The 16,264-nt window shown below is 39.3% G+C and carries 12 protein-coding genes; 8 read left to right on the top strand and 4 right to left on the bottom strand.

The annotated features are described in order from the left end of the window. Nucleotides 1-59: 59 nt before the first annotated feature. A complete protein-coding gene (locus tag PAUR_RS21355) occupies nucleotides 60-950 on the bottom strand; it encodes a DMT family transporter (RefSeq protein ID WP_192509737.1) in 891 nt (296 codons plus the stop codon). A gap of 622 nt (nucleotides 951-1,572) precedes the next feature. On the opposite strand from PAUR_RS21355, the gene PAUR_RS21350 reads away from it, so the two are divergent. Continuing rightward, nucleotides 1,573-1,917, top strand: a complete 345-nt coding sequence (locus tag PAUR_RS21350) for a hypothetical protein (RefSeq protein ID WP_192509736.1) — start codon at nucleotides 1,573-1,575, stop codon at nucleotides 1,915-1,917. An 8-nt stretch (nucleotides 1,918-1,925) separates the two neighbouring features. On the opposite strand, the gene PAUR_RS21345 is transcribed toward PAUR_RS21350, so the two are convergent. Continuing rightward, nucleotides 1,926-3,125, bottom strand: coding sequence for an RsmB/NOP family class I SAM-dependent RNA methyltransferase (locus tag PAUR_RS21345; RefSeq protein WP_318782644.1), 1,200 nt, complete (start codon nucleotides 3,123-3,125; stop codon nucleotides 1,926-1,928). 185 nt (nucleotides 3,126-3,310) lie between these two features. Between PAUR_RS21345 and PAUR_RS21340 the strand changes: the two genes are divergently transcribed. Further along, nucleotides 3,311-4,690, top strand: coding sequence for an FG-GAP repeat domain-containing protein (locus tag PAUR_RS21340; protein WP_192509735.1), 1,380 nt, complete (start codon nucleotides 3,311-3,313; stop codon nucleotides 4,688-4,690). A gap of 52 nt (nucleotides 4,691-4,742) precedes the next feature. Here PAUR_RS21340 and PAUR_RS21335 read toward each other — a convergent pair whose 3' ends face one another. Continuing rightward, on the bottom strand, nucleotides 4,743-6,188 hold the full coding sequence (locus tag PAUR_RS21335) for a chitinase (protein ID WP_192509734.1): 1,446 nt from the start codon (nucleotides 6,186-6,188) through the stop codon (nucleotides 4,743-4,745). Nucleotides 6,189-6,474: 286 nt separating this feature from the next. Between PAUR_RS21335 and PAUR_RS21330 the strand changes: the two genes are divergently transcribed. The 5 genes from PAUR_RS21330 to PAUR_RS21310 all read left to right on the top strand — a co-directional run bounded on the left by PAUR_RS21330 (nucleotide 6,475) and on the right by PAUR_RS21310 (nucleotide 11,906). Beyond that, nucleotides 6,475-7,032: a GNAT family N-acetyltransferase gene (locus PAUR_RS21330; protein WP_192509733.1), complete on the top strand. Its 558-nt coding sequence runs from the start codon at nucleotides 6,475-6,477 to the stop codon at nucleotides 7,030-7,032. A gap of 15 nt (nucleotides 7,033-7,047) precedes the next feature. Continuing rightward, nucleotides 7,048-8,382, top strand: coding sequence for an NAD(P)/FAD-dependent oxidoreductase (locus tag PAUR_RS21325; protein WP_192509732.1), 1,335 nt, complete (start codon nucleotides 7,048-7,050; stop codon nucleotides 8,380-8,382). Nucleotides 8,383-8,642: 260 nt separating this feature from the next. Continuing rightward, nucleotides 8,643-9,764 (top strand): PAS domain-containing sensor histidine kinase, encoded by a 1,122-nt coding sequence (locus tag PAUR_RS21320; protein WP_192509731.1) that lies wholly within the window; start codon nucleotides 8,643-8,645, stop codon nucleotides 9,762-9,764. Then, nucleotides 9,761-10,177, top strand: a complete 417-nt coding sequence (locus PAUR_RS21315; RefSeq protein WP_192509730.1) for a response regulator — start codon at nucleotides 9,761-9,763, stop codon at nucleotides 10,175-10,177. The genes PAUR_RS21320 and PAUR_RS21315 overlap by 4 nt, the downstream gene beginning before the upstream one ends. A gap of 7 nt (nucleotides 10,178-10,184) precedes the next feature. Continuing rightward, the gene (locus tag PAUR_RS21310) at nucleotides 10,185-11,906 is read left to right on the top strand and encodes a putative bifunctional diguanylate cyclase/phosphodiesterase (protein WP_192509729.1); all 1,722 of its coding nucleotides are present in this window, start codon (nucleotides 10,185-10,187) and stop codon (nucleotides 11,904-11,906) included. On the opposite strand, the gene PAUR_RS21305 is transcribed toward PAUR_RS21310, so the two are convergent. Beyond that, nucleotides 11,890-14,856, bottom strand: coding sequence for a diguanylate cyclase domain-containing protein (locus PAUR_RS21305; protein ID WP_192509728.1), 2,967 nt, complete (start codon nucleotides 14,854-14,856; stop codon nucleotides 11,890-11,892). The genes PAUR_RS21310 and PAUR_RS21305 overlap by 17 nt on opposite strands. A 212-nt stretch (nucleotides 14,857-15,068) precedes the next feature. On the opposite strand from PAUR_RS21305, the gene PAUR_RS21300 reads away from it, so the two are divergent. Continuing rightward, the gene (locus PAUR_RS21300; protein ID WP_192509727.1) at nucleotides 15,069-16,115 is read left to right on the top strand and encodes a hypothetical protein; all 1,047 of its coding nucleotides are present in this window, start codon (nucleotides 15,069-15,071) and stop codon (nucleotides 16,113-16,115) included. Nucleotides 16,116-16,264 lie beyond the last annotated feature (149 nt).

Genomic DNA, 16,264 nt, shown 5'->3' with positions numbered 1-16,264 from the left:
GGCTATCACACTAACTTGAACGATACTTCACCAAAGGGCCGCAAGGCCCTTTTATCGTTTTACCGAAAACACAGCTTAAATATCACACCTTTGCACACCTGCTGAGATAATCCAGTCACTAACCCAACCCCCACTAATATGAATGCGCCACCAATGAACGTATACATAGTTAATGCTTCATCAAGTACTAAATATCCCCATAACACACCAAACAATGGGATCAAGAATGTCACCGACAAAGCCGACTGTGCCCCCATAGCGTTTATTAGTTTAAAATAAAGAATATAGGCTGCGCCAGTACAGATAAGACCAAGAAGGAGTACTGACCAGACAACTTGCGTGTCAGTCTTGATATTATAGGGAAACATGAATATAAATGGGATGATGAGTATGGCAGAGCCCCAAAGACTGCCATGTGCATTGTTTAATGCCCCCACATTCGCCGACGCTTTAGTATAATGCGACGCGATGGCGTAACTCAAAGTTGCACCAAGTGTGGCAAAGGTCGGTAAATAAGATACATCTTGCTGATCATTAAGATCAACCCCGACTAAAACCGAAACCCCAATTAAGCCAAATACACACCCAAACAAGCTTGCTTTAGCGACTCCCTCTTTACACAATATATAGCCAATACATACCCCCCAGAAAGGGGCCGTAGCATTCAATATAGCCAGCGTAGATACTTCAATTGTCTGCGCCGCATATGCAAAAAGCAAAAAAGGCAATGCAGAATTAAACCAGCCTAAAATAAGGTAGTGCTTCTTCCTCTTCCAAAGCTGCGGTTGCTGCTTTAAAGTTATCCCCACAGCAGATAAAAAAATAGCCCCCAATAATACACGAAATTCCATTAACATCACTGGCCCAAATGCTGGAACCGCAATGCGTATAAACAAAAAAGAGCCGCCCCATATAGCCGCTAATAATAGTAAACCACCTACATTCTTCATATGCCATTTCCAAACATTCTTTTCGTACACTATGGCAGCGACTCTCCCAATGTTCTCGCCACTATTGGTACTGCAACAACGTGAAGCTATTTTTTTATAAAAAGAATGAACGATATTTTTCAAAAATTGAGACTGTTAATTCACAATAAGCAAGTCAATATCATTGGCTTATTTGACATATCCTCACACACTTAAATTATTGTTAATAAATAAACAATACAATTATTGAATGATTGCACTTCGTTTAAAGCCTTATATACAGATGCTTTTTATCGCCACTTGCCTAATCTCGCCAATTAACGCAAATATTCACTCACTGCTGCATATGACTCCGAACTTTTAGCATAACATGCTCTGCTACTGGGACATTGCTAGGAGCAAGTATGCAACAAGCTATATCCTCATTTGTGCTCACGACTCTTGTGCTTTTTGGAAGTCCGAGCCCATATCCCTATTGGCATCTGTTACTCGTTTTGGTTACAGACAAAGCCAGCCCTTTTTATTGAGCATTCTTGTTGGGTTCTTACTTGCAATGATCACCGTGAGGATTGGGCTTAATACATTTCTCAAGCAAACGCATTCTATGCCCCCTGCGTTATTTTTGTTATGTGGTAGCGACTGATTGTTCATCGCTGTCAAACTTTGGCGCAATAGCCCTGATCTACTAAAACACAGCAAGGTGCCAAGTTTTTTGTATGGTTTGCTACTCAATATTTTTAACCCAAAGGCTTACGCATCTTTGATCACCATTCTTACACCTGTGGTGATCCCGATAAAATCAACTAAAGAACAGCCCTTTGGCATAATACTGCTTGTGCTACTATGTTTAGCGGTTGTGGCGCATATTGATGCGGCATGGTTACTGGCAGGTGCAAAATTGGGGATGCTACTCAAAAGCCACCTACAGGTGCGGTGGCTCAATAATCTCTGCTCAATCGCTACCGTCGCATCGATACTAATGACATAATAAGGCTGCTATGAAATTCGTTCCATTGCGGCCATATAAAACCCATCATATTCGGAAGTATACCCTGGTAATAAAGTCTGCTCTTCAATGAGTTTAAAAGCTTTATTTTCAGCTAAAAACTGGGTTACTTGTAGTTGGTTTTCACTCGGTAATATAGAGCAAGTGGCATATACTAATCGCCCACCAATTTTACACATTTGGCTGTATCGCTGTAATATTTCACTTTGTAATGTGATCAAATTATCTACACTATTACTATTAAGATGCCATTTTGCATCTGGATTACGACGCAGCACACCAATACCCGAGCAGGGTACATCCAACAAAACACGATCAAACTTTTCTTTCAGTCGCTTTATTGTCTTACTATTTTTAATTAAACGGGTTTCAAGCGTGTGTACGCCAGCTCGCTTTGCCCGCTTTTTCAGCGTATCTAACTTATGTTGCTGAATATCCATCGACAATATATAACCTTTATTTTGCATTAATGCAGCAATATGTAAGCTTTTCCCACCAGCACCTGCGCATGCATCGACCACCCTCTGTCCCGGTTTCACATCCAATAACAAAGCTACTTTTTGTGAACCCGCATCCTGCATTTCAAACCACCCACTTTGAAATGCATTGGTCTTAAATAATGGACCATACTGTGTTACTTCAAGTCCGGCCTCCGGCAGCACTTGGGTCTCTATATTTGATTTGCTCAACGTCTGTCTCAGCGTATTGCTATCGACCTTTAAAGTATTGGTGCGCAAATAAGTTTTAGCCGACTGATTTAGAGCTTGCGCCACGGTTGTCCATTGTTCGCCTAACTCATCTAAGCCTTTTTGCCAAAGCCAATCGGGGTATGAGTATTGCTGTGCATCGGTAGCTTGCGCCAAGTTCTGCTTGAGTTGCTCGCTAGAAACTCGGACCACTTCCGGCCACTCAGGCAATACCACACCGTCGAGTAGTTTCATAGCTACCCAAAGCTGCCAAGCATAGAACTCTACATTCTGGCTTTGGGTACTTCCCAGCGCGCAATCTAATTTACGACGAAACCGCAGTACATTATAAACATCCGTAACATAACGTTCTTTACTTTTTAAGTCCCAAAAAGGATGCTGGGCAAGCGTTTGCTCAATCACTTTGTCAGCATATTGCTGGTGTGAGAACATGTGTATCAAGCTAGCAACAATAGCTTCAACAGATTGACGGTCAGCGTGCACTGAAGACCCCTAACTAAAATAAAATCCAGACGTAATTGTAACTTTTTTTAAGTTTCACAGCGAGCTTACTTCTAAACAATCGAATTCTCTTTGTAACAGCTTCTTACAAGTATTGAATTGTTTGCCGTTAAAATTTAGCCAATACTATAAACACAATAACAATAATTATCTTCGTAGTGAGAATCATGACACGCTTAATACTTACCGCTACTGCAGCCTTGGTCAGCTCAAGCTTATTCGCCTCCCAACCTATTGCAATAAAAACCTCGAAGCCATTAGTGAGTACTCAATCTGAAATACTTTATGCCTTCAATAATGAAGCTAAACAGCTTGCTGTTATTGATGTTAAAAATAACACCAGTCATGAATTATCAATACCCAAACATGCCATTGGTTTTGATTATGCAACATCAGCAAATCATACTCACCCCCAGGCCTGGGTGTTAACCCCTGATGGTATCGTTAGTAGCCACAAAGATAGCTACAAAACATTGATTTCAGCTCAATCCCTCTTTACTCATTTAAAAGTAAGGAATTTCAATAAAGTAGATTTTGTTTTGGACGCCAATGACGATGGATTAAGTGATATCATGCTACCCGGTATTAGTCACTCCACGCTATATATTCAGTCAAAAACAGGAGCATTCGATGCCCATCCGTTTACTAAACAATCCGATTTATCTGGGTACTTTAAAGGTAGTCGACTCGAAGTCGAAATTGAATTAAACCCTGCACCTCAAGTCATTGATCTTAATCAGGATGGTAAACTCGATTTATTGTTTCATACCCGATATCAAGCACAAGTACTGTATGCAACCGATACTGGATACGCCAAACAATTATCAAACTTAACGCTCCCAGTGCAACTCGGTCAATTAGAAGGCGGCGGTAAACGCAGAATTTACGCATTAAAAGACATCAATAATGATGGGTTTGTTGATTTAGTAACCCGTCAAGCACCGCGTACCAAAGGTATGGACGCTATTAAAGTGGATACCAGTTACGCTCTTTACCAGGGAAAGCCCGGTGGCCAATTCGAAACAAGCTTAGTGGCATTACCAACAACTAATGGCACAGGGCAATTAAGGTTTGAACACGACTTTAATGGTGATGGAAAAATTGAATTGCAAAAACTACAAGCTGATATTGGTTTTGGCACTATCGCGGCAATGGCTTTGGGCGGAGGCAGTACAGACATAGATATTGACGTTGGATTTTACCAGCAACATAATCAATATTTCCCACCAGAGCCGACTTTAGAAAAAGAAGTTGAAATGGAAATTAATATGAACGGCGACGATAGAATAATCTCTTTATTTATTGGTGATGTAAACGGCGATGGAAAACAAGATGCAATTCTGCGTAGCTCTAGCAGGACACTCAGTATTTTTCACGGTAAAGAAGACTCTTTATTGAGTAAAAAACGCACCAGAATAAAACATAAACTCCCAAAAAATAGCAATGATATCCTACTGGTCGACATTAATTCTGATGGCAAAGATGACTTCGTATTTAAATTTACCGATAAAGAAGGTAATAACACGGTTCAAACCCTCTTAAACTAATGCCTATCTCAATAAGCCGATACTAAGTTATCGGCTTATTGATGTTACTACCTTAAGGGATTGCTTTAATAAACTTCCAAGGACCTTTATTTCGCTCAGGTATATTTCCTTTGGTCCACCACTTAGCCTCATAAATTGCTTTTTCGTGACTGACCTGCTCACCTTTTAGGTATACCTTATTTACGTTCCAAGCTGCAACACCGTCAACAGGCGGTATATCTACCGGAGGCTCGATATGCGGCACCACTCGCACTTCTGGCCAGCCTATATGTGACCCATAATAATTAGTAACACACTTATTATAATCACCTGCTTTTAACGCAGAATAAGCAGTTTGATATCCAACGAGCTTACACTCAAACGAGAAGCCTCCAGGCCTATCGGCATGATAAGTCCAGTTTCCATCCCAGTTAGTAAACAATACATCCGTCGCACCATCTAAATTCAAGCTGCCATACGGCATTTGCTGCCAACAGGTGTTTTCTTCATCCGCTTCGATAGGAATATTATAATGGTTTGCTAACCCTTCCCAATAACGAATACGGTTGACCGGCTGCCCTTTATTTTTATTTTGTTCACCACATTCAATACCGCCATTTATAACATTGATGGTAGTGCCAAACCCATAGCCAATTCCAGCAGCAAGCTCTCTTTGCGAAGGAGCCCAAGTTCGGTCGATTACATGCAACATCGCAGGTTTTGGAGCTTGAGGGGTCAAGAAAAACCATACCGCAGAAGCCAAGTTTAGCCATGAATCAGCTACCAAACCTGGATTATTCAGTAATACGGTTGCATCTCCGTCATACATCACTTCAGAAAAGGCCCCGTAGTTAAAATGGTACGATAACTGCTTTGCGCCTCGTCCAAAGTAACCTTGACCCTGTGCGCAGGGCCACCGTTGATTTTGCCAATCATTTTGGCCACAACCTGTAGTATAACCCGGCTGTCCTTCTGACCACCCCATCTCTCTGACATGCACAAGTGCTTGCTGCCATTCTTCCAATCCTTGAGGATTATCTGACACATTATCTTTTGCTATATGGCCGCCAGTTTCTTGAGCAAAGTGGGCAAATGCAGTTACAATGGACTTTTCACATATTTTGTCTGCATCTCTACCATCTGTATAATCTCCACAAAATGCAGGAAACTTACCTATCGCTCTTAAAAATCGAGTATATGTGTATTCAGGCGCTGCCATTGCGGTTAAAAAGTCCCACTGTGATTGCGGGAATACGCGTTCTACACGTTTAACATTCACTGGATTTCCAGCCCGATTTGGCACAATTGCTTCTACGATATCATTGCTTCTCGTTTCAAGCGCTTTCGCCCAAACATCGTACATAGGATCGATTGTTAGTCTGTTTTCAGCTGAGGTTAATTCTGTACCAGAGACAATATAACCCGTCGGATTTTGTGGATCAGGCTTGATTGTCATAGCGTTCGTATTTGTTGCCACCGCTATATTTACAGCCAAAGCCGTTAAAATTAATTTATGCATTTTTTTATTTCCCTTTTGTCATGTTGTTTTGCATGTACCCAACTTGAGAAAGACACAAGCAATTTACATTATTAACACAATGACATCGCTGTCAATAAGCCAATATCATTGTGCATGGTAAGAAAGACCTACCAAAAGGGACCAGAACTGTTAAAAAGTCGTGTAATCAGCTGATTCAGTTATAAAAATTAAAAATTAAAAAAATTCACAATTATCATAAATTTATTAAAGATTTATTATTCATTTAGCAGTATGGTTAATAAATGCAGTTTGAAGGGTCCTAATTATGATCATTACTCCAATCACACATAAACACTATGAAGACGTGATCACATTGGCAAACTTAGTCCATGGAGAAAACTATTTAGATCGGCTGGGACTAGAAAAGATGTGTGATATGGGAACCAAGCACGGTATCAATGCCTGCTTCGTCGCACTCGATGACAATGAGCAATTACTTGGCTTTAGAACCAGCTATTCAGCACAACAGTGGACAATTGATAAATGGTGCACCCCTAAAGAATGGCCGGTTTTACCCTCTCAAATGGCTTATTTTAAATGTATTGCCATTTCACCGACTGCGCAAGGGCAAGGGATTGGACCGAAACTACTCCAAGCATCAATAAACGCACTGCGCCAACAAGGAGCCCTTGCGGGTGTTGCACATTTGTGGAAACAAAGCCCAGGTAATGGGGCAATTAAGTACTTCACAAAAGCAGGAGGGCAACTTGTCGCAGTTCACGATGAAAGATGGCTAGAGAATTGTCTCGTCGACAACTATTATTGCACTATTTGCGGTAACCAATGTCAATGTCAAGCAGCTGAAATGACTTTACTGTTTTAATTGGTTTCTAGAAATATGCCAAAGTATTATGATCCGCTCACTCATGCCAATTGCCAAGGTCAGCCTTTTGCGCAAAGTTATTGGACAAGTACGATATCTCTTCCTGATGCATTATCACCTCCTACAACGCCACAAACATTTGAAGTTGCCATTGTTGGAGGCGGCTTTAGTGGGTTACTCACCGCATACTATTTGGCGTCGCACTACAATATTAGCTGCTGTGTTCTAGAAGCCAATCAAGTTGGTTTTGGTGCAAGTGGCCGAAATGCGGGGTTTGTTTTGAAAGGAGCAGGTCGATTGAGCTACCCACACATTGCTAAAAAGTGGGGAATGCAAACATGTAAAGATATTTATAGTGAATATTCTAATGCAGTTTCGCGCGTTGCCAGTCTCATAAATCAACACGCTATACAATGTGACAAGCAACAAAATGGCTACCTAAAGGTTGCGCATAATATCAAAGCCATGCAAAACCTCAATGAGCAAGCCCTGTTTATGCAAAAATTAGGGGATTCTGCCCAGTTTTTAACATCATCCCAACTACAAAACCACTACATGCGTAATGTGCAAGCTTACGGCGCAATGCGATTGACCGATGGATTCGGTGTTAATCCACTCAAATTGGTACTGGGGTATAGAGAAATGGCGCTAAACGCAGGTGTGAAAATTTACGAGCATAGTTTGGTACAAGATACCAAAAAACAAAATGAGTCATACACGCTCTATATTAATGACATCCCAATTACCGCGAAGAATATTATATATACAGGTAACGCATACAATAATAAGCTCACACATTCTGACATCAATAATCGTTATCTGCCCATTCTCAGCAGTATCATGGTCACCCGAGCGCTGACAGAAAGTGAGCTTGCTCAAACAGGTTTAAAAACACATCAAGTCACTATGGATACCCGGACACTTAAGTATTATTATCGCCTTTTACCCGATAACCGAATACTATTTGGTGGACGCGGCGCTGTTTTTGCGGCGCAACAGCATGACTCTAAATATTTGAATGGCCTTAAAAAAGGACTAGCAGCTTGCTTCCCATGCCTTAAAAATATTAACCACGATTACTATTGGAGTGGATTTATAGCCGCCACATTTGATGACATGCCCCATGTATACTTTAATCAAAACATTGGCTATATACTAGGGTATTGCGGTGCAGGGGTGAGCTTCAGTGCACAAGCTGCATTTCGCCTCGCACAACAAATTGCTGGATACCAACCCCCTAATTTACCTATGTATAAAACACCTGTCCCCTATTTTCCATTTCCGCAATTTAGACGGTTCACTCAAATGGCCTATTATCAATATGCTTCATTGCTTGACTCAATTAAGTAGCCTGCTTCACTTAATTCGAGCTAAGTCTTTTACTACAAAAAACACACCCATTACTTATGACTCCTAAACAATAGCAATAGCTATCATTCCCAGTCTCTTTTAGCTATTGATCTACTGTTCATTCCGACAACATGCCATCTGTCGCATTTTCACATAATTATCATCGTACATTTTTGAGTTTTAATAAAAACAGGCTATACATAAAGATATGGCGCGTAAACTCGATATTCTACACTCTTTTAACTCTAAGGAATTGAGGTATGGAAGAAAAAACAGAATTAACATCCACACTACTTGATACAACGCCGTACGACCAAAACGAGTTTAATGACCTCTTATTTGAGAATATACCGGGCTATGCATTTGTCAAAGATGAACACTATAAAATCGTGAAAGCCAACGCCGCCTTTCTTTCTATGTATCCGGAAAACTCTAGGGACAAAGTGATTGGTTATACCACTGTTGAAGACTACCAACCTGATGAAGCAGAGCAATTTCTAGCTATGGATAAAAAAGCACTTATCGATGGCTATAGTGAAACGATTGAAACAATTAATTTCCCTGACAATAGCGTAAGAACATTGCTCACCCGGAAAAAACGATTTTTAGGCACAGACGGCAGCCCCTATATTTTAGGTATTTGCACAGACATTACTGAAAGAGAACATTTAATAAAGCAATTAAAGAAATCAAATCAAGATTTGGATCAATTTGCTTACATTGCTTCTCATGATTTAAGAGCCCCATTAAATGCCATTGCAAAACTCGCATCATGGATAGATGAAGATTACAAAGATGAATTACCATCCGGCGCTATTGAACATTTTAGTCTAATCAAAAATAGAATTGATAGAATGACTTGCCTCCTTAACGACATGTTAACTTACTCTCGAGTCAACCAAACACCAAGAATTACCGAAGAGTTTTCTCTTAAAGAGCTCGTGTTTGAGCAGTTTGATATGATGAGCGTAGACCATGCTTTTAACGTGACTTGTAAAGATTTAACTATTTCAATGCAAAAAGATGCCATAACGATTGTTTTGCGAAATTTACTCAGTAATGCCATCAAACACCATCATCTCGACAGCGGTAGTATTAATGTTGATATTTCTGAAAATAGAGGATTTTATACTATTACAGTCAGCGATGATGGACCTGGAATAGACTCGCAGTATCATGCGAAAGTTTTCGAAATGTTTCAAACCTTAAAGCCCAGAGATCAACAAGAAGGTTCTGGCATTGGACTTTCTATCTGTAAAAAGATAGTACGCAATTACGGGGGGGATATTTCAATCCGCAATAACGACGTGGGCACATCTTTTATTATTTCATGGCCTTCAGTCTCTGTGCTTAAGCATACTGCCTTTGGAGTGCACGCATGAATCATGATCTTAACGTTTTACTCGTTGAAGACGACGATATTGATTACATGAGTATTGTTCGCAGTTTCAAAAAGCGTAAAATTCTCAACCCCATCACTCGTGCTATTGATGGCGTTCATGCACTTGAATTGCTCCAAACAGAAAAAGTTAAAAAGCCGTTTATCATCTTACTTGATTTACAAATGCCACGTATGAATGGCCTAGAATTCTTAGCTGCGGTTAGAGACAACCAGCAACTAAGTGACTCCGTTATATTCGTGCTCACGACATCAAGCAATGAGCAAGATATAGTCCAAAGCTATCAAAAACATGTCGCTGGGTATTTTATAAAAGATGGTATCAGCACACAATTTCTAGATGTGATTGATGTACTTGATGGCTATTGGCGAATTCTGAAACTTCCTAAAGCGTAGGTGTTGCATGAATATACTCCTCATTGATGATGATATCGTTGATATAAAATCGATACAACGCTCCATTAGTGCCGAACACAGTGGTTACATGCTCACTGAGGCCAACACAGCAGAGCAGGCACTCAACCTAATCGAAAATGACAATTTTGATGTTATTTTGTTAGACTACATGATGCCTAAAATGAATGGCATTGAAATGTTACTTGAATTAAAGCGTCGATCTTGGCTCAATAAAATGGCTGTAGTGATGATTAGTAATGAGCATTCCGAGTCAATCATCCTCAAAAGTATCGATGCCGGCGCACAAGACTTCTTGTTAAAGTCAGAGGTCACTGCTGGTCAGCTAAAACGTGCCCTATTACAAGCCAAGAAGCGCTTTGAATTAGAAAAAAAGCTTGTTGACAGCTATCAGCAAGTGAAAGAACTCGCAGAGAATGACCATTTAACTGGTTTATACAACCGTTATTATTTTGGTGAAGCCCTGCAGCGGTCAATTATTGCAAATCGAACTTACCGTGCAAACTTGGCAGTAATGCAATTAGATTTAGACAACTTCAAAAATATAAACGATAGCTTCGGCCATGATATTGGCAACACATTATTGCAAGAGATGGCAGTACGATTTAAAGGTATTTTAAAGCAAAATGATCTTGTGGCGCGCATTGGTGGTGATGAGTTTGCATTTATTCTCACTTCCTTTAGCTCGCCTTTGTATATTGAACGTATTGCCCAGCGTATTCTCACACTTGTTACTCACCCCGTTATAATTGAGCAACGCCATATTCATGTCACAGGCAGTATAGGTATCGCACTTCATCCCCTTAATGGGCATACCGCTGAAGACCTAATGCGCTATGCAGATATTGCCATGTATCGAGCAAAACAGCTTGGGAAAAATAAAGCCTGTTTATTCGAAGATAATATGGAAAGAGATTTCCAACGAAAGTATCGTATCGAAATAGGATTACGTCATGCCAATGAGCACGGCGATTTGGCCATGCATTATCAACCCATTGTTGATACAAAAACTCGTCAAGTTATTTCATGTGAAGCGTTAATTCGATGGCCAAATGCGAAGATAGCAACTAACCCGCAAGAGTTTATGAATATTGCAGAAGAGTCTAGGCTCATTAATAGCTTAGGTCGCTGGATTATTGAAACAGCCATCATTGAACAAACCACAATAAGCAAAAAATTAGGTTATGAAATCATCATGACCATCAATTTATCTCCGTTACAATTACGCGATCATGATTTGCCTGCATTTATCCAGGATTGCTTAACTAAACACAGCTCAAAAGGTGAGAATATCGTCTTTGAACTCACGGAAACAGCACTGCTCGAATCTGATAACTCTGTCCATCACAGTGTGAGTGCAATCAAAGAACTTGGATGTTTAATTGCCTTAGATGATTTTGGTACCGGATACTCATCGATTTCTCATTTACTCACCTTCCCAATAGATATAGTGAAACTAGACAAATCGCTGCTTGATAAAGTGCACGTACTCCCTAGGTACTATCATATTCTTAAAGGGCTGAGTCATATGCTGCACCAATTACGGATCTCCGTCGTGGCTGAAGGTGTTGAGTCCGCACAACAAGTAGCGATATGTTCTGAATTGAATATTGAGCGAATTCAAGGGTACTATTTTTCGAAGCCCATGGCACAATGTAGTCTATATGTGACAATTCAAGATTTAAACAAACGCGCTAGTAATCTGAACTAACCAACATTATATTACATGGCTTATCAATAAGTTTATTAATTTGTTCGATAGGCAAAGGCTTATAAAAATAGCCCCCCAGTAAATAGTCGCACCCCATCGCTTCTAATAAAGTTGCTTGATATGATGTTGCAACAGTGACTGCCGTGCACTTTAAGTTCACACTTTTAGCTAATTTTATCAGCGTGTAAGCAAGTACTTCATTATGCTGCTCAGTCTCCATTTGTGAGGTTAAACCAGCACCAATCGTGACCGAGTCTAAAGGGACTATATTCAGAAAATCTAACGATATACTGTTGACTCCAAACTCTCTGACATCTAATCGAATATTAAGGTTTTTTAATTTATTTATGGCACTGATTGTTATTTTATTATCATGAAAAAATACAGACTCCTTAAAGCTCAACACAATTTTCTCAACCGCTATGTTTAAAGACTCCAAGGTTTGTTCTATCGCTAAATAAAACTCTGAGCTGACTAAGTGTCTATCATCAACTCGAATGGTGATATCTTTTAGTGTCTCCCCCCTTATGCCCGATAATGTTTTATTTAACCCTAAAAACCACTTACGACTCAATTTAGAAAACACCCCTTGCTTTTGTGCCAAAGTAAATACATCTGCACTTTCACACTGAGGTAACACACTAGAGAAATCATAACCAATAATTATTCCTTGAATACTGTGATCAACCGCTTTTATCAAAGGTGTAATATAAAATATTTCATTAAAATTAATACTCGGATCTGAAATAAAGTCACTCAATGACATATAATTAAAGGTCTTGATATCTACAGATTGACTATAAAAGCTCAATCTATTGCGACCTTGCGATTTTGAATGGTACATTGCTTCATCTGCATTTTTCAGCAACAATTCGGGCGCTGTCCCATCATCGGGAAACAGACAGACCCCAATACTTACTGAGACCGAAACCGCTTTTTTGTTCACTATAATCGGCTCAGATATTGCTGTATTAAGCTTTTCATACACTTGTGAAATTGCTTGTCTATCAACAACATCATGTAGTAACAATAGAAACTCGTCGCCGCCGATGCGCGCAGCCGTATCACTTGATCTTAGAATAGTATTTAGTTTTTTCCCGATGGTCTGCAAAATGACATCACCAGTATCATGACCGTGCGTATCATTAATTTGTTTGAAATTGTCCACATCTACGAAAGCAACTGCAAATGCTTGTGGCACCCTAGTGTGCTTACTACATGCTTGATGCAAGCGATCGAGTGCTAACGTTCTATTTGGCAGACCCGTTAATGAGTCATGCTGAGCAAGGTAAGCCATCCTATCATTACTTGCAACCAACTCAGTTACATCCTGAAATACCATTACTACACCTTGTAACTCCCCTTTTGAACTGACGATTGGCGTCGTGGTATCTTGGATACTATATTGTACGCCCGTCTTGCTCACTAGTATCGCATCTTGTTCAAACGTATACTTCTTCCGACTATCTAGCACTTGCCTGATAGGACACGGTAACCTGGTGGAGTTATGCCGATCAATTAAATGTATATAATTTTCTGCTGGTCTTTTCAGCATTTCACCTCGACGTACACCGAGTAAACTTTCTGCTATCGGATTGACAAACCGAGTTAAACCATGCACATCAGTAGCAATAACCCCATCACCAATTGACATCAATGTTGTTTCCAGTAGCTCTCGGTCTTGTGCTAGTTTCTTTGTCAAAGTGATTTCAGTAGTTACGTCTTTAATAACAGCCAAAGAGTTAAAGTATTTTCCTAAATGTAATGACTCCGGCTCCATAACACTGGTTAGCTCTACATCAATACTCATGCCTTTTTTATGCTGGACTTGATAACGAATATTTTCAACTTTACCCAATTTAAAAAACTCAGGAAGAACATAATTAATTGCGTACTCTCGTGAGTTAGGTGTTAAGAAATCAATCGCTCTTCGGCCTAAAACATCTTCTCTTGTGTAACCTAGTAAATCTAACCACTGCTCACTTACCGCGTTTACAATGCCTTTACTATCAATAGAAAGCATAGCAACTGGCGTATAATCATACATTCGTTTAATCGTTGCATGTGCTGAGGTTAATTTAGCGTAAGTATGCCGATAACTTGTCAACGCAGCTGAAAGCAGTGCTGGCGTAATATAGGTGATCAGCATAGGCAGTAGAAATAAAGTTTCAGCGTGTTCACCTTTAGTGATCGTGATGAGGCCAATTGAAACGAAGTATAAACTCACAATACTATTAATTAATATATTAATAGAAACCATACTAAACGGCATGAATAATGCTGAAAGCACCAATGCTAGTGATGTATAAGCGTATGGAAAAGGTAAATATTTTAATGCAACAACATTAATCACAGTCGTCAGCGCAATAAGAAGTATTGACTTATGTTCATATTGAGTTTGACCTTGTTTTTTAGTATGACAAATATAGTAACCTAACGGAAAAATAGAAACGGCGCCCAAAACAGTTGCTATTAATTTTGTACTAAAAGCAGAAAACCAAGGTTGGCTTCCTAAATAAACTTCTACGCAGGAAAAAAACAAAGCCCCTAACACACTCGGAATAACAACAACTTTATACAATAATAAAGTAAACTCAAGTACATTATACCCATTGACTTTTTTAAGCATTGCTTGCTTTACTAAAAGCGCAATTAACACCGCTTCTATAATATTACTGAGCATAGTAATAATCGCGATCGTAGAAATCTTGTCAACTAATACATAAAGTAATAAGTTAATACTGAAAATGATTAAGCAATGCTTAATCCAATGGTGGTAGCTTTGTAGGGAAAGTAGTAGTCCAAAAGCCATGTTCGCATACCAAATATCAATACCCACCTGTCCCGTAGATATAAATAGTGATATCGCACTAAACACAAGGAATACCAATACTGAGGTTGCTATCGAATATTTATTAGTCCATTGCTTAAATACCGTTCTAGAGTTCACATCTGCCGCTCCGTGCTCCTGTGATGAATGATGTACCCTATACGACTTACTTCGGTCACCGTTCAAAAAATCACTTGTTATTATATTTATCAGTTATAAGGCTAGCTCAAAGAATGCTTGCTATCAAGCATTAAGCGGCTGTAAAATCGAACTATTCATCGTAAAAACGTCAAGTTATTGGTATTTTATTGTTTCAATATTAAGGACCCTCGATGATAAAAATAATAAAATTGATGATATTGACTCTGTGTCTGGGAATAACAGGGTGTAAGCCAAACCATATTGCGCAACTTGAAACTCAATTGCAAAATGCGCAAGTAAATAGAGATTTAAATGGTCAGTATAAAGTGCTATCTGAATTAGTTAATTACGATAGTGATGAATGGAAAATACATCTAGCGAATATCCAAGGCAGCATAGAGCAATTAAATAATACAAATCAACTCTTAGCCGCAGGCCAAATAATTGAGGCACAACAAGCCGCACACCAAGCTAAACTGTCCAACAATTCAATACAAGTTGATGAAACTTTAAAAAAGTTACAAACTTATGCGCAAGTGTCACACCTTATTGAAGCGGTGCAATCTTACAATACCTATATGCGCGTCAGTCCCCTCAAAACATTTTTATCAACTAACGCGTCACACTGGAAAATCTTAGCATTAAATGAGCTTTATAAATCATTAATTACACATGGTGACACCATTTCTCAGGTACTGTCTCAACTCCCAAAGAACTCTCGACAAGACCCAATAATAAAGGAGCTAATCACTGCCTGTCAAAATCAGGTCGATCAACTACAAGTTACTTTAGACCTATTACTAACAAAACAGCTTGCCGATTTTTCCACTGCTAGTGTGCCTCAGTTAAATGAGCTTTATACAACAACAATCTATAACCTTAATTTGTTTAGCCCTGTTGTTGTCATTCCGATGATGAAACCAATGATCCGACACACTAAACATACCCTTGCATACTGGGATGAATCTCTAAATAACTCCAGAATAACATTGTCTCGCTTAAACTCTCCGTTAGCCTCCCGTGTAATCGAAATACGTGATGCTTATTTACAGCTAATCAGCCAAGAAAGTGAATATGCGAATTATCACGGAGCGAGTAAAAAAAGTATCCAAATCATTCAATCATTAGCGAGAAGCAAAGAAAGAGCACCCGTAACCCACCTTGCCCCAATTCACATTAGTGCCAATATTTTATCTTTCTCACAACAATTACAAATGTATAGGTACCTGTCACGATGAGGTATTTGAAAATAACTCATCAAGTATAAACAGACTCTTAGCCGTAGAGAACGTTACGCTTATGATTTTTTAGCCTATGTATATTTAAATATAAGTTTTTTTCCTTCTTATATTTAAATTACAACGTAACAACTCTGGTTTTAACCTTC

Origin of the sequence: Pseudoalteromonas aurantia 208 (assembly GCF_014858725.1) — a bacterium.
GTDB lineage: Bacteria > Pseudomonadota > Gammaproteobacteria > Enterobacterales > Alteromonadaceae > Pseudoalteromonas > Pseudoalteromonas aurantia.
This window is presented reverse-complemented; position numbering and strand designations above follow the sequence as displayed.

Excerpts from the sequence above, each read along its gene's own strand:
- PAUR_RS21310 (WP_192509729.1), top strand. The coding sequence starts at position 10,185 with ATGAATATACTCCTCATTGATGATGATATCGTTGATATAAAATCGATA.
- PAUR_RS21330 (WP_192509733.1), top strand. The coding sequence starts at position 6,475 with ATGATCATTACTCCAATCACACATAAACACTATGAAGACGTGATCACA.
- PAUR_RS21340 (WP_192509735.1), top strand. The coding sequence starts at position 3,311 with ATGACACGCTTAATACTTACCGCTACTGCAGCCTTGGTCAGCTCAAGC.
- PAUR_RS21315 (WP_192509730.1), top strand. The coding sequence starts at position 9,761 with ATGAATCATGATCTTAACGTTTTACTCGTTGAAGACGACGATATTGAT.
- PAUR_RS21335 (WP_192509734.1), bottom strand. The coding sequence starts at position 6,188 with ATGCATAAATTAATTTTAACGGCTTTGGCTGTAAATATAGCGGTGGCA.
- PAUR_RS21355 (WP_192509737.1), bottom strand. The coding sequence starts at position 950 with ATGAAGAATGTAGGTGGTTTACTATTATTAGCGGCTATATGGGGCGGC.
- PAUR_RS21300 (WP_192509727.1), top strand. The coding sequence starts at position 15,069 with ATGATAAAAATAATAAAATTGATGATATTGACTCTGTGTCTGGGAATA.
- PAUR_RS21320 (WP_192509731.1), top strand. The coding sequence starts at position 8,643 with ATGGAAGAAAAAACAGAATTAACATCCACACTACTTGATACAACGCCG.
- PAUR_RS21325 (WP_192509732.1), top strand. The coding sequence starts at position 7,048 with ATGCCAAAGTATTATGATCCGCTCACTCATGCCAATTGCCAAGGTCAG.